A 14050-nucleotide genomic window follows, 5' to 3' on the forward strand; every position below is an offset into this window, starting at 1 on the left:
GGGAAATTAGCTCAGCTGGTTCAGCGCATCCCGTTTACACCGCGGGGGGCGTCCCGATTTGAACATCGGGATCATTTTCCACAAAAGCTTTTCAGGAAACTGGAAGGCTTTTTTTGTGGTTGAAATTTTCGGTTTTAATTGCAAAGCTCACTTGGGAAATTAGCTCAGCTGGTTCAGAGTACCTCGTTTACACCGAGGGGGTCGTCCCGATTAGAACATCGGGATCATTGCCCAGCCAAAGTTTTCATTACGTTCACAGATTTTATTAAGCTAATCCTTATATTTATTATATGTTTTATGCTTACATTCTATATTCAGATACTCGAAATAAATATTATGTAGGATCGACAAGTAGTCTGCAGGATAGGTTAAAGAAGCATAACACAAATCACTCAGGTTTTACCGGTCATACCGGGGATTGGCGTATCGTTTGGAGTGAAATTTTTGAAACAAGAACACTTGCAATTCTAAAGGAGAAAGAGATTAAGAGATGGAAGAGCAGATTAATGATTGAAAAATTAATTGCTTCGGCAAAAGATATTAAGATAACCTAGAAATTATTCAGTTCAGCTGGTTCAGCGCATCCCGTTTACACCGCGGGGGGCGTCCCGATTTGAACATCGGGATCATTTCCCACCAAAGCCTTTCAGGAAACTGGAAGGCTTTTTTTGTGGTTGAAATTTTCGGTTTTAATTGTGGTATTTGTTTTACCATATAAGTCATTTAAGCTTAGATGGCCTTATGTTTCTTATATGGTTAAGTTTTACATAAATTGGCTGCAGAAAACACAGGCAATGCTCGGTAAAATTATCAGGTTCATTTTTTTTGGAAACTACTTTGTAGGGATACTTGCTGTTGCCTTAACCATCGAAGCTACCGTGCAGTTGAGGGTACCTTTTAATTCGCTAAATTATTACCTGCTACTTTTCCTGGCGCCAACCATTTATTACACTTACGCCTATAACAAAGTATCGACAAAACCATCTACAACCAATCCGCGTAATCAGTGGTATTTTAAACATAAGCAGTTTATTAATTACAGTCAGGCAGTGCTTTTTATCAGTTGTATGTTGCTGACAATAAACCTGCTTTACCAGAATTTTGATCACTTTCTGGCCCTGCCACTTAGTTATTGGATAGCTATACTGATTATTGTGACTGCCGGTGGTTTGTATTATGGTTTGTTGCCCCGATCGTTTTTAAAGTTTAACCTGCGCAATACCGGCTGGCTAAAAGCCTTTGTTATTGGTTTTGTATGGGCCTGTTGTGCCAATGTATTGCCGCTCATTATGCTCAAAATCGAGACCGGTATAGGTTATCACGATTCGGTATTGTGGACCTGGTTATTTATCAAGAACTGGATGTTCTGTACCGTAAACGCCATCATTTTCGATATTAAGGATTACCCTACTGATGCAAACCGGCATTTAAGAACTTTTGTGGTACGTTACGGTCTGAGAAGAACCATTTTTAATATCCTCATTCCCTTGTTAGTCGTGGGTTTAATTTCACTAGGCATATTTGCCAGTTACAAAGGTTTTGCCTGGCCCCTGGTATTTTGCAATGTGTTACCCTTTATCTTTACCATTTATGTGGCTTATTCCATGCACCGGCGAAAAAATATTCTTTACTATTTAATGGTGATCGACGGACTGATTTTGTTCAAAGCCATTTGCGGGATAGTAGGAATGCAATTTGTAGGGTAGATGGTTAACTGTTAGGATCGGTTAACTGGTTAATTGTTGGGTATTACAATTAACCGATTTGTACAATTTAAACAATTAACCAACATGGATAACAACTACGATAAAATAGCCAGACATTATGATACGCTAAGTCGTTTGGTGTTTTTTAAAGCGCAGGTAAATGCGCAGGTTAATCAACTGCGTTATATCCAAAAAAATAGCGAAGTGCTGATAGTAGGTGGGGGGACGGGATGGATTTTAGAAGAACTCGCTAAGGCGCATCCTGCCGGGCTAAAAATTGTTTATGTGGAAATTTCTGCTAAAATGATTGCGCTTTCGAAAGCGAGAAATTGTGGAGGCAACGAAGTGGTGTTTGTGAACGAAGGCATTGAAGCCTTTACCGCCGAAACAGCATTTGATGTAGTGCTAACGCCATTTCTGTTCGATAATTTTTCAGAAACAAGAGCCAGCGAGGTATTTGAACAATTAGATAGCTATTTAAAACCTGGCGCATTGTGGTTTCTGGTCGATTTCTCGCTCGATGCAAACAAAGGAAAATGGTGGAAATTGCTCCTGCTGAAATCGATGTACCGTTTTTTTAAATTATTAGGCATTGTAGAAGCCAGTAACCTGATTGATATGCATCCTTATTTTTTAGGTAAAAACTACGAAGTGGTGGAAGAACGTTTTTATTATAGCGGCTTTATTAAAGGTGCGATCTATAAAAAATGACATTCTTACAATGCATCTTTGTTGCATTTAATGGTGTCTTTGCTCATTTTTGTTCCAAAAGAAAGATATATGAATTTTGATGTAATTATAATTGGTGGCAGTTACTCGGGTTTATCTGCTGCGCTTACTTTGGCCCGTGCTACGCGTTCAGTACTTGTAATTGATAGCGGGAAACCTTGTAACAGGCAAACACCGCACTCGCATAACTTTTTAACGCATGACGGCGATACACCCGCTGAAATTGCCGCAGAGGCTAAAGCTGAGGTTTTAAAATATCCAACCGCTAAAATGATAGCCGGCAAAGCCATTAAGGCTAGTCAAAAAACAGGTGGCTTTACTGTTGGACTTGAAAGTGGCGAAAGTTTTTCGGCCAGAAAACTACTGATTGCTACCGGTTTAAAAGATGTATTGCCAGAAATTAAAGGTCTGGCCGAATGCTGGGCCATATCGGTAATTCACTGCCCGTATTGCCATGGTTACGAGGTTAAGGGCGAGGCAATTGGCTTAATGATGAATGGCGACCAGGCTTTTGACATGGCTAAAAACCTTTATTTGTGGAATAAAGATTTAACCTTGCTTACCAATGGAAAATCGGAATTAACAGCTGAACAAACTGAAAAGCTAAAAGCTAAATCAATCCTGATAGTAGAAACTGAAATTGTTGAATTTGAACATACCAACGGGAATCTTAGTGAAGTGGTTTTTGCCGGAGGAGAAAAACTGGCTTTAAAGGCGGTGTATGCCAGACCAAATGTAGAACAGCATATCGATTTTGATGCGCAGCTCAATTTCGAATTAACAGATTTGAAAACAATAAAGGTTAATGAGCAGCAGCAAACTACTGCAAAAGGTGTTTATGCGGCAGGCGATTGCGCAACCATGTTCAGGTCGTTATCGTATATCACGGCAGCAGGCACTATGGCCGCTGTGGTGTTGAATAAAGAAATGATTTCAGAAGATTTTTGATTGACCATCTGAAATTTAGAATAAAATTGCGCCTATTATCGTAGCAATAAACATCACTGCAATTACAATTCTGTCGGCAGTTATCCATTGTGCTCTGGTAAGCTGTACAGGCGTTTTTTTTATGGTTTCAGTTTTGGGCCTGAAGAACCTGAAAACAGGGGTGTGTAATTTAATGAGCATGGGATTGAGTTTTATAGGTTAATAAACATAAGGCAAAACCCAAGCCAAAAAATGTAAAAAATGTGGAATTGTGAATAACTTATGCAGTTTATGTTCAGGGATTTACAGTTTGCATAGTTGCGACGGAAATGGTACTAAAATATTGCGATTAAGCTGTACTGAAAACCGAACAGCTTAATCGTGCCATGTATATGATAATGAATTTATTAGGAACGCAGTATTTGGCTATAATGTTGATGAAGATTCCTCATTTGCAGTATGTAGTTTACTGTGTTTTTTACCATACCAAAAGTAAATAGCCAAACCAATAATTAGCCAAACGGCAAGCCTTAACCAGGTTTCCCAGGGTAAAAATACCATCATGGCAATGCAGGTTAATATACCCAAAATTGGAATTAAAGGTACCAGAGGTACTTTGAAAGGACGCTTAGCTTCAGGATCAGTTTTTCTCAGAATCAATATGCCCACACAAACCATTAAAAAGGCAAGTAAGGTACCAATACTGGTCATTTCGCCAACTACATTCATGGGGACAAATGCCGCAAACAAGCCAATAAATAAACAAAGAATCAGGTTTGATTTATATGGCGTTTTAAATTTGCGATGCACATCAGAGAACATTTTAGGAAGTAAGCCATCTTTACTGATAGAATAAAACATGCGCGACTGGGCCATTAAATCGATCAGGATTACTGAGGTATAACCAATTAAAATGGCTAGAATAATGGCCTGACTTAACCATGCGTATGGTGTTTTTTCTATAGCAATGGCCACTGGTGCGCCGCTGTTGGCAAACTCTTTATAGTTGGCCAAACCTGTCATCACGTGACCAAACAAACCAAATAAAACTGTACAAACCACTAAAGAGCCAATAATGCCAATAGGTAAATCTCGCGTAGGGTTTTTGGTTTCCTGAGCCGAAGCCGCTACCGCATCAAAACCGATGAATACGAAAAATACCAGTCCGGCACCACGTAAAATACCACTCCAGCCAAACTGGCCAAAAGTGCCTGTATTTTGAGGAATGTAAGGATGATAATTGGCCGGATCGATATATTGCCAGCCCAGCGCAATGAAAACCAGTACTACACCAACTTTTAAAAATACAATAATGCCATTTACAATGGCCGAGCCTTTGGTACCGCGGATGAGAATGGCCGTCATAAGGACTACTACCAGCGCAGCAGGAATATTGATCAAACCATGCACGGTAGAGCCATCGGCCAGTTTTGCTGTTTCGAATGGCGATAAGGTAAGTTGTGCAAGGAGGTAAATATGTAAACTGGCCAGGAATTTGGTTAAATACTGCGACCAGCTAATGGCCACGGTGGCACAACCAACTGAATACTCGAGCACCAGATCCCAACCGATAATCCAGGCAAAAAGCTCGCCCATGGTGGCATAAGAGTAGGTGTAGGCACTGCCTGCAACCGGAATCATTGAGGCAAACTCGGCATAGCACAATGCTGCAAAACCACAGCCCAATGCGGCAATTACAAAAGATAAGGTAACCGCTGGCCCCGAGTGATTGGCTGCTGCCAAACCGGTAATGGAAAATAAACCGGCGCCAAGCGTTAGGCCCACACCAATTAAAATGAGGTTAATTGGCCCCAGCGTTCTTTTAAGCGTGCCTTCGCCGCTTTGGTTTGCTTCAGCAACAATGCTGGCAATAGACTTTTTCATGAAAATAAGTTAAGCAGTTGCAAAAATATTAAAATATATTAATTCTATCGTATTTATATAGTTTAACTGTTCGAACTGTTTACCCTTCGACTACGCTCAGGGGGTTAATTGTTGACGTTAGTTTAGGTCAGTGAGGTGAAAATTTCAGAAAGTTTTGTTTAAACCTGCAACCTAAGCCCAACTGTCCCTGCAAATTAAACCCGATAGCGCCAGATAGCTCCCGGTTTTTTTCTTCAAAAAAAAACGGGACTATGGGCAATAGCGGGACTGCTGCAACCGAAGCATTACAGCAATTTGCTTTACTAAAAATAATGCAAATCTTTCACTTTAACAGATTTTTCTGCTCATCTCAAAATTTTTGTTAAAAATTAATTACCTGACAATCAATTGTTTGTTATTTTATTTTGAATTATTTTAGTACTATGTATTGCATGGTAGTTTATAAAACATATATCTTTGTATTATGATAGCAGAAAATACGCAAACACAAATGCGGAAGGGAATTCTGGAATACTGTGTTTTATCAATCATCTCGAGAGGCGAAATTTATGCCTCTGATATCATTGCTGAATTAAGGTCGGCAAAACTGTTGGTGGTTGAGGGCACACTATATCCATTATTAACCAGGCTTAAAAACAATGGTTTGTTAAGCTACAACTGGGTAGAATCTACCTCAGGCCCGCCCCGTAAATATTACACCTTAACCGAAGTTGGCAGAGGCATTTTAGCACAATTAGATCAAACCTGGCAGGAACTGGCCTACGCGGTAGGGGTTTCGCAACAAGGAGCCAATTCATAATCATTAGTAACAAGGAAATGGAAAAGACCATCATCATAAATATAGGGAACACGATTATTCACATTGAAGAAAGTGCCTACGAACTCTTAAAGGCGTACCTGAACGAGGTAAAAGGATATTTTGCCAATCATGCCGACGATCTGGAAATTGTAACGGATATTGAAAACCGTATTGCCGAATTGCTGACCGAGCAACTGGAAGAGCAGAAAAAGCAGGTTGTTGATGCGGCCAACGTAAATTCGGTTATTGCGCAAATGGGCAGGGTACAGGATTTTGATACTACGGCCGAAGGCGAAGAAGAACCGGTTGCGCAAAGTGCCTACCAGTATCAGTACGCGGAGAAAAAATTATACCGCGATATGGACGACCGGGTTATTGCCGGGGTGTGTGCAGGTATTGCACATTACGTTAATGCCGACGCGAAATGGATCAGGCTGGCTGCTGTTTTAACCATTTTTGTGGGTGGCTCGGGATTGTTGGTGTATGCCTTACTTTGGATTATTATGCCGAAGGCGAAATCGCGCATTGAAAGAATGGAAATGAAAGGTGAACCTGCCAACCTGCAAGGTTTTCAAAAGAACCTCGACGAGGAGTTGCAGGCTGTTAAAGAGCGCTTAAGTGAAGTAAATAAACATGCGCAGCCTATATTTACACGTTTCGGTATTTTTATAGGCGAGTTTTTTGAGTGGCTGGGCCGTTTTATATCGGGTACCGGCAAAGTGATTTTTAAAGTTATTGCCGGCTTTATTGTAGTTTTTGGTGCTTTTTTACTGTTAACACTAATTGTTACTACCGCCGCTTTTCAGGGTTTCTGGGATTCGAGCATTTATGAATATTTCCCCTTCTCGATTGTAAACGATGGCAACCGTAGCGCCATTTTGTTTGGAGCGTTTGTGGTATTGTTTATCCCGGTTTTGGCTTTGGTACTTTTTTCTATCAGGGTAGCATTTAACAAACAAGCCATTAATAAAACACTTTCTTTTGCCCTGTTGATTATCTGGTTGGTTGGGGTAGCAATTACCGGATATCAGGCCGCAAAAATATCGACGGAGTTTAAACAACATGCAGAATTAACGCAAACTGTTGACCTGAAAAGTTACGGTACTTATGTAATTGATATCGATAAGAGCAAGTATTTCAGTAAAGAGGATAGCATTACCTACCACATCGACATGAACCAAAAAAATCAGATTGTGGTTGATGATTTTGAAGATGGTCCTTTTGTTACACCGAATAAAATCCGCATTAATATTGAAAAGAGTGAAACCAATGTTACCCGCTTAACACAGAAATACGAATCGCAGGGTAAAACTTTTTCAAATGCTTTGCAAAATGCGCAAAACATAAGCTATACCTATACTTTAAAAGATTCGGCTATGGTATTTAACCCACGTTTCCGCTTAAATAAAGGTACTACCTGGCGTAATCAGGAGGTGAGGTTAACCCTCGAAGTACCGGTGGGTACCCGACTGATTTTAAAAGAAGATTCGTATCGCTACATTAACAATTACTGGGCCTGGAGCTGTAACGATGCCGAAAACGATCATAATGATAATAGCGTTTGGGTGATGACGGAAGATGGTTTGAAGTGCGTTGCAGAGTTAAAACAAGAAGCGATAAAAAAGCAGAAGCTGGAAGAAGAACTACATGATTTAAAACTCCAGCTCAGAGATAAAACTACCGATAGCATTTATCAGGACTCTGTATTGAACAGGATTGGCGAAGTGAAAAAGGAATTGGGTATAGAGCCTGAAGAATAATTCAGTTACTTAAAACGTTGGTCATCCCGATCTGATCGGGATGACGAACCGACCTAAAAAGAAGAAACCATGAAAACATTATTTACGCTAATTGCATGCCTGCTGGCATGTGGGGCTTCTTTTGCCCAAAAATTAAATACAGTTTCGGGAAAAGTGGTTGATGAAAAGACCGTTCCGGTATCTTTTGCCGTAGTTCGTTTGCTCCAATATCCGGATACGGCCCTGATAAAAAGTGTATCAACCAGTATTGATGGCGAATTTAAAATTACCGGGATAAAAGCCGGCGAATACCAGCTGTCAATTTCAATTGTAGGTTTTAAAACCAAAAAAACAGCACAGTTTCTGCTCAAAGATGATTTACAACTGCCCACCATTGGGATGGAAAGTGTAAGCAAACAACTTAAAGAAGTAAGCGTACAGGGGCGAAAACCCTTTGTTGAACACCAGATTGATAAAACAGTTTTAAATGTAGAAAACAGTCTTACCGCTACGGGAAGTACAGCTCTGGAAGTTTTAGAGAAAGCCCCCGGCGTACAGATAGACCGCAATAGTGACCAGATTAAACTGAATAACAAAAGTGGTGTAGTGGTGATGATTGATGGCAAAACCAATTTCCTTTCGGGCGCAGATATTACCACTTTGCTGAGCAACATGAGCAGCGACCAGATTGGTACAATAGAACTGATTACCAATCCTTCGGCCAAATATGATGCTGCCGGTAATGCAGGGATCATTAACATTAAGCTTAAAAGAAATAAGGCTTACGGTACCAACGGGACAGTTTCTTTTAATACCGGTCAGGGCATTATGCCCGATTCGCCCAGCGATTTATTCCGTGCCGGGGTTAACCTGAACTTAAACCACAGGGAGGGCAAATGGAATATTTTTGGAAATGGGGCCGTAGCGCGGAAAGCACAGTTTAACAATACTTTTTTAACCAGAACTACTGCATCTAACGGCCTGGCGAGTGCCTTAACACAGAATTTCGACCGTAAAAATAATGGTGTTGGTTTTCAGGGGAAAATAGGTGCTGATTATTATGCTTCGGAGAAAACGGTATTTGGTGTAATGCTGGATGCGAACACGGTAAATACGAAGCTGACTAATTTTAGCAATACTGATATTAATGCCGTGCAAAACGGAGCTTCGAGCAAGAGTTACATTTTACAGGATGCCAATTCTAGCTCGCCGGTGGGCAATTTAACAGCCAACTTTAACCTGAAGCACGATTTTGATAAAAAGGGTAAGAGCTTAAGTTTCGATATCGATTTTTCGGGTTTCAGCAATAAAAAGGACGAAAACTTTCTGGCTAATTATTTAAATGCCAGCGGTAACCCGACCAACCAAACCAGCTTACGTAATAATACCGATGCCGATATAAAGGTGTATGCCGCGAAAACAGATTTTACCTTACCAGTTTCTAAAACGATGAAAATAGAAACAGGTTTAAAAAGCAGTTATGTGGTTACCAATAACGATTTTCTTTCTGAGCAATTGATTGGCGGGGTATGGCAGAACGACATCGGCAAATCGAACAACTTTGTGTACAAGGAAAACATCAATGCGGTTTATGGCAGCTTCTCTAAAGAGTGGAAAGTATGGCAGGTTCAGCTGGGTTTGCGTGCCGAGCATACCCATTCAAACGGTACCTCGGTTACCGATAATAAATCGGTAGAACGCAATTACCTTTCGCTATTTCCAACAGTATTTGTAAACCAAAAAATTAGCGAAAACCACAACATTAGGTATTCTTACGGGCGCAGGGTAGATCGTCCAAATTACCAGCAGCTGAATCCTTTTGTTTTTTACATGGACCCGCTGGCGGTTGATCAGGGCAATCCTTACCTTAAACCCCAGTTTACCAACAGCTACCAGGTTAGTTATAACTACAAGGAAATCTCGTTTTCTTTAAGCTATTCAGATACCCGCGATATGATTACGCAAATCAGTCAGCAGGACGATGCTACCCGGGTAATTAGCGTAATTCGCCAAAACCTGGGGCGTTCGCAAAACTACTCGGCCGATTTGTATGTGCCTGTCCGTATAGCCAAATGGTGGAATATCCAGAACAACGTTAGTGTTTACTACGGTAAATTTAACGACGGCAATATTGAAGGTGCTGCCTATAGTGCCGGTAAAGCTTCGGTAAACTTATATACTTCAAATGCTTTTACCTTGCCGCAGAATTTTAGCATCGAAATTAGTGCCTGGCTAAACTCGCCAAGGGTAAACGGGGTAGAGCAAACCACCATTTACCAGGGGGCATTAAATGCCGGGATCCAGAAAACACTGCTGGATAAGAAGCTGAAATTGCGTTTAAACATGGATGATATTTTGCTTACCAACCATTGGGAAGGAAAACTGGTTTACCAGAACATTAACATGAAAGTAGTGAACCGATATACCAGCCGGAGGGCAAATTTCAGCATCAGCTATAATTTCGGAAACCAGAATGTAAAATCGGCCCGGTCGAGAAACACGGCAACTGATGATATTAAAGGCCGGGCAGGAGGCTAGGTTTTAGTTTGGAGTCCAGAGTCTTCAGTTTGGAGTCGGGAGTAGATAGTTTGGAGTCTGAACTCCGCTTATGCGGGGTTCGTCCCCCTTTGAAGGGGGCAGGGGATGACAAAGCAGATCTTACAATTAACCAATTTCAACAATTAACAGATTAACCAATAATAATAAACCATGAAACATAAACTATATCTAACCGCAATCTTATTTACCGCCTTAACCTTCGGGTGTCGTAACAGCGGTGGTCGCTTATCACTTAGTACTACGGATAGCGATACCAACTTTAAGTTTGAAGCAAAATATGCCGAAAGTAAAACGGCTAAACTGGAGAAATACCTGGATAGTGTGTTGGATAATGAACTTCCCCTGGATCAGCATATCGATTTATTTGTGAACCTGAATGGCAGCGATAAATTTAACCTCAAAGCCCAAAAGGGTTGGTTGACCATCGATTTCGATAAAAGAAACAGTTCTTTAGCAGGCTATATGAAAGTGAAAAAATTAACTGAGGGGATTAAGGAGAAGCTGACGGAGTAATCAGTCGGTAGTCTTTAGTCCGAAGTCCGGAGTCTGAGGACGGAAGTCTGGGAGCCAAAGCACTCCATAATCGTCATTGCGAACTGAAGGGTTGGGGGGAAGCGCAGGAGTGAAGCAATCTTTTTAGTCCGGAGTCTGGGTGCTTGAGCATGGTGCGGAGAAAGCAAAGCAAATAAATATTATTTCATTAGTTGTTTAATCATTACCTCCATTTATTTACGTGCTCGACCTTGTTTTGAAACTGTGCGGATAAAGATTTGATTCTCGATTTTAAGAGTAATTTTCTGCCTTCCAGTGTTCTTGTGTATATCAGATCGCAAGAACCTACATAGTTTTCCCATTGTTGCTTAAAGTACTCGGCCAGGTTTTTATTACGTGCAATAAGTTCTGGTACCGCATGGTAGTCTTTTTGTTTTGTAAAAAGCATAAACCTGTTTTTTCTGATGATAACATAACGTGGATTATCAATTGGTGCAATTATTTCTTGTAAGGCATTGATAAAGGTTGATTTTTCAAAAGTGGATGCACCTTCCAAATGACAAAAAACTGCTCCATGTTCATCTACTGCACTTTGAACATATACTTGTGAAATATCGGTTTGGATAACTCCGGTTTTTATCAGGCCTGCTAACAACGCTTCTCCAATGTGTTGGATATCTTTCGAAATATCCCGGTATTTTAAATAAAGTCTTAGGGTTTTAAGGGTTAGCCTGCCAAAGATGAGCAGGCCTAATGTGCCGATAATCCCCAGAATGAAATAGAATTGATCTGGCGATTTGATATGTCTGCTACTTCGGGCGAGGATTTCGAGGCTTTCGAAACCAAAGCCCAGTAGCCCGGAACCAAGGGTTGCAAAAAGATGGGCAATTGTTTTATTGAGATACATGGCTTTAACTTCCTGGTATGGCCTTTCTTCCCGAAAAGGAATCTTAATTTCTTCAACTAAACTTATGCCTTCCTCCAGAGCGGTTTGCCAACGCTGTTTCAGATTTTCGCGATCTGCTGCAAAAGCAAACATTTCGCTGTTCTTTTTCGAAGCTTCTGTCTCCTGAATAATATCTTCGGGTAGGTTTAGGCGGTTTATGCCATTTTCAATGCCAGGTTCACTTTTAAATGAGATGCCTACGAAACTTTTGAAGCGCCTTTTTAAGAGGCCAAAATCGTCGCCACCAGTGGGAGATGTTGCGTCTATTGTAGCCAGGTGCCAGATATTACCTGTTTTACCTGTATTGCCTTGTTGGGTCCTGATAGCCCTGCCGCGCATTTGATTGGAAGAAACGAAAGAGCCAACGAAACTGGCCAGGATTAAAGCATTGATAGCCGGTGCATCCCATCCTTCGCCCAGTAAGGATTTGGTTCCGATTAAAATTTCAATTTCCCCTTGCTGAAAAATTTCGGTTATGATATAAATCAGATCGTTTTTGATTTGTTCATTCTGGTAAATGATGAGATAATCTGTATCGAATGGTACAAGTGTACAACTAATTTGTGCAATACGTCGCTCGCGGGCTTTATCTTCAAATGCACGACGGGCGGAAGCAGGGATAATAACCATTGAACCTGTAAGCACGCCAATTTTTTTGTGTATGGTGTTTTGGCGGCGCAATTGTTCAAAAATCGGAATTACGCCTATTTTGGTCAGTTCGAGTTTATTTTCCGGGGTATTTGAATAAAATTCTTTACGGATATAATCAGAAAGGATAACCATTCTTAAGCCATGTCCCAGTTGCTTAAATTCAAAATCAACTATAGTGTTGATTCCATTTAACTTGCTCAGGCTCGAAGTAAGCGACTGGCTTACCACCTTATTGTTGCTGAAATTGATTTGCCTTTTTTCCATGGCCCCGCAACGTTTCAGTTTATTTTCCAGCTGCTTAGCATGTTCTTCAAACAGTTTGAAATGTACTTTTTCCTGATACAGATAGAAATTAAGAAGGGTTTCCATCCAATGATAATCCAACTCTGGTATTTTCAGTTTTTGATCGCCGATTACTTCAATGTGCAACTGGTGTATCTCCCTGTTATTGGCGTGAAGAAAAATTAAGCAGGCCGAATAACAAGATAAATTAGTGTAAATCCACTCCAAATGCTCAGCAGGGTTTATCCATACCGGGTGATTTTCAATTGCATTGATCAGTGTCTCATCTGTTTTAAGATCGAGAAAAAGCGCTTCAATCTGCGCTCTGAATGCTTTTATCTTTTCATTCTCGGCAGCAGTTGGGAAGGTGAAATGTATGTAATCCTGATGCGGGCATAAATCACCTTCAATAACAAGTTCGGGCACTGATATTTCAGCATCTACCGATCCGTTAAATTCGATATACCGTTGCCACTCGTTTGGGCTAACATCATACGGAGGTGTGGCCGTTAAGCCTACAATAACCGGGTTTAGTTTTTCTTTTACACGGGTCAGGGTTTGCCACCATTCATTTTTTAAGTGGTGGGCTTCATCAACCACAATGGTGTTTATACGCTGTAATTTTAATCCCTTAACAATATTATCCAGATTAGGATTAGCTGATTTTATAGTCTGCAGAATATGCTGCTCCTCTTCATCGGTTTCGCTTTCATACTCCTGTAAATTATTGCAGGCTGCATGCAATCCCTGGTAGGTTACTACCGTCATAAATGCAGGTTTCCTGATGTCGTTCGATATCCATTCGGGGACAGTATTTACCCGGAGAAAAAGTTCGCAGAAACGCTGTATCCATTGGTTTCGGATGGCAATGGTAGGGGCAAGAATTAAGGTTGGTTTATTCAGCCTGATGGCTACTTCGAGTCCCAGAACTGTTTTTCCGGATCCTGGTGGCGCTATGATATGCAAATGCCCGTTGGCCATGTGCTCATCTAAATGATCGAGTATGCGTTGCTGGTATTTTCGCCAGCTGGAAGTAAATTGTATTTCTTTGGGATAAGTAATTGGTTTTTCGGGAGCGTTAGTTGCTTCAATCATGGCTTAGCTGGTAAAGTTTGTTGCATAATTAAATGCTATGGTTGTGGCCGTATAAAGTAGCCATGCCTTTTTCATTTATTGCAAGCTGAATTAATTCCATTTGAAGCCCGAATGTTTTTTCTTTAAATTCCTGTTCAATGCGTGCTGTTATTTGTTCGTCTGTCATGAATGAGCGTTGGCGCATAAAGTTAATTATTTGCACCGTAAATTCTCCCGCAGATTTTAGGTGATTTACGCAGAA

General features: G+C 40.8%; 12 protein-coding genes and 1 tRNA gene. 9 read left to right on the forward strand and 4 right to left on the reverse strand.

Annotation, left to right across the window (positions count from 1 at the left end; genetic code table 11):
* The first annotated feature begins 152 nt into the window (after nt 1-152).
* From BLR37_RS25275 to BLR37_RS05515, 5 genes are all read left to right on the forward strand, one after another.
* A tRNA-Val gene (locus BLR37_RS25275) sits at nt 153-238 on the forward strand.
* Nucleotides 239-290: 52 nt separating this feature from the next.
* Complete coding sequence (locus BLR37_RS05500) at nt 291-554, forward strand: GIY-YIG nuclease family protein (RefSeq protein WP_090765645.1); 264 nt, start codon at nt 291-293, stop codon at nt 552-554.
* Nucleotides 555-794: 240 nt separating this feature from the next.
* Nucleotides 795-1706: a UbiA prenyltransferase family protein gene (locus tag BLR37_RS05505; RefSeq protein ID WP_090766535.1), complete on the forward strand. Its 912-nt coding sequence runs from the start codon at nt 795-797 to the stop codon at nt 1704-1706.
* 84 nt (nt 1707-1790) lie between these two features.
* A complete protein-coding gene (locus BLR37_RS05510) occupies nt 1791-2417 on the forward strand; it encodes a class I SAM-dependent methyltransferase (protein ID WP_090765648.1) in 627 nt (208 codons plus the stop codon).
* 69 nt (nt 2418-2486) lie between these two features.
* The gene (locus tag BLR37_RS05515; protein WP_090765651.1) at nt 2487-3383 is read left to right on the forward strand and encodes an NAD(P)/FAD-dependent oxidoreductase; all 897 of its coding nucleotides are present in this window, start codon (nt 2487-2489) and stop codon (nt 3381-3383) included.
* Nucleotides 3384-3398: 15 nt separating this feature from the next.
* On the opposite strand, the gene BLR37_RS25280 is transcribed toward BLR37_RS05515, so the two are convergent.
* Entirely contained in the window at nt 3399-3563 is a 165-nt protein-coding gene (locus BLR37_RS25280) for a hypothetical protein (protein WP_156131564.1), read from the reverse strand.
* A 225-nt stretch (nt 3564-3788) separates the two neighbouring features.
* Nucleotides 3789-5246, reverse strand: coding sequence for an amino acid permease (locus tag BLR37_RS05520; RefSeq protein WP_090765654.1), 1458 nt, complete (start codon nt 5244-5246; stop codon nt 3789-3791).
* A 463-nt stretch (nt 5247-5709) separates the two neighbouring features.
* On the opposite strand from BLR37_RS05520, the gene BLR37_RS05525 reads away from it, so the two are divergent.
* The 4 genes from BLR37_RS05525 to BLR37_RS05540 all read left to right on the forward strand — a co-directional run bounded on the left by BLR37_RS05525 (nt 5710) and on the right by BLR37_RS05540 (nt 10856).
* Nucleotides 5710-6045 (forward strand): PadR family transcriptional regulator, encoded by a 336-nt coding sequence (locus tag BLR37_RS05525; protein WP_039481417.1) that lies wholly within the window; start codon nt 5710-5712, stop codon nt 6043-6045.
* 17 nt (nt 6046-6062) lie between these two features.
* On the forward strand, nt 6063-7805 hold the full coding sequence (locus BLR37_RS05530; RefSeq protein WP_090765659.1) for a PspC domain-containing protein: 1743 nt from the start codon (nt 6063-6065) through the stop codon (nt 7803-7805).
* Between the two features lie 69 nt (nt 7806-7874).
* On the forward strand, nt 7875-10322 hold the full coding sequence (locus BLR37_RS05535) for an outer membrane beta-barrel family protein (RefSeq protein ID WP_090765662.1): 2448 nt from the start codon (nt 7875-7877) through the stop codon (nt 10320-10322).
* 171 nt (nt 10323-10493) lie between these two features.
* Entirely contained in the window at nt 10494-10856 is a 363-nt protein-coding gene (locus BLR37_RS05540) for a hypothetical protein (protein ID WP_039481422.1), read from the forward strand.
* A gap of 202 nt (nt 10857-11058) precedes the next feature.
* Here the strand turns inward: BLR37_RS05540 and BLR37_RS05545 are convergent, their stop codons facing one another.
* Together BLR37_RS05545 and BLR37_RS25285 are read right to left on the reverse strand one after the other, a co-directional pair.
* Nucleotides 11059-13809 carry a DEAD/DEAH box helicase family protein gene (locus BLR37_RS05545; RefSeq protein WP_090765665.1) on the reverse strand — a complete coding sequence of 917 codons (2751 nt, stop codon included), beginning with the start codon at nt 13807-13809 and terminating at the stop codon, nt 11059-11061.
* 28 nt (nt 13810-13837) lie between these two features.
* Entirely contained in the window at nt 13838-13975 is a 138-nt protein-coding gene (locus BLR37_RS25285; protein ID WP_167356554.1) for a hypothetical protein, read from the reverse strand.
* Between the last annotated feature and the right edge of the window lie 75 nt (nt 13976-14050).

This window comes from Pedobacter soli, assembly GCF_900101435.1.
In the GTDB taxonomy this organism is placed as follows: domain Bacteria; phylum Bacteroidota; class Bacteroidia; order Sphingobacteriales; family Sphingobacteriaceae; genus Pedobacter; species Pedobacter soli.

What these genes read in the sequence shown, in the direction of transcription:
- BLR37_RS05500 (WP_090765645.1), top strand. Translation starts at nt 291, where the DNA reads ATGTTTTATGCTTACATTCTATATTCAGATACTCGAAATAAATATTAT.
- BLR37_RS05505 (WP_090766535.1), top strand. Translation starts at nt 795, where the DNA reads ATGCTCGGTAAAATTATCAGGTTCATTTTTTTTGGAAACTACTTTGTA.
- BLR37_RS05510 (WP_090765648.1), top strand. Translation starts at nt 1,791, where the DNA reads ATGGATAACAACTACGATAAAATAGCCAGACATTATGATACGCTAAGT.
- BLR37_RS05515 (WP_090765651.1), top strand. Translation starts at nt 2,487, where the DNA reads ATGAATTTTGATGTAATTATAATTGGTGGCAGTTACTCGGGTTTATCT.
- BLR37_RS25280 (WP_156131564.1), bottom strand. Translation starts at nt 3,563, where the DNA reads ATGCTCATTAAATTACACACCCCTGTTTTCAGGTTCTTCAGGCCCAAA.
- BLR37_RS05520 (WP_090765654.1), bottom strand. Translation starts at nt 5,246, where the DNA reads ATGAAAAAGTCTATTGCCAGCATTGTTGCTGAAGCAAACCAAAGCGGC.
- BLR37_RS05525 (WP_039481417.1), top strand. Translation starts at nt 5,710, where the DNA reads ATGATAGCAGAAAATACGCAAACACAAATGCGGAAGGGAATTCTGGAA.
- BLR37_RS05530 (WP_090765659.1), top strand. Translation starts at nt 6,063, where the DNA reads ATGGAAAAGACCATCATCATAAATATAGGGAACACGATTATTCACATT.
- BLR37_RS05535 (WP_090765662.1), top strand. Translation starts at nt 7,875, where the DNA reads ATGAAAACATTATTTACGCTAATTGCATGCCTGCTGGCATGTGGGGCT.
- BLR37_RS05540 (WP_039481422.1), top strand. Translation starts at nt 10,494, where the DNA reads ATGAAACATAAACTATATCTAACCGCAATCTTATTTACCGCCTTAACC.
- BLR37_RS05545 (WP_090765665.1), bottom strand. Translation starts at nt 13,809, where the DNA reads ATGATTGAAGCAACTAACGCTCCCGAAAAACCAATTACTTATCCCAAA.
- BLR37_RS25285 (WP_167356554.1), bottom strand. Translation starts at nt 13,975, where the DNA reads ATGACAGACGAACAAATAACAGCACGCATTGAACAGGAATTTAAAGAA.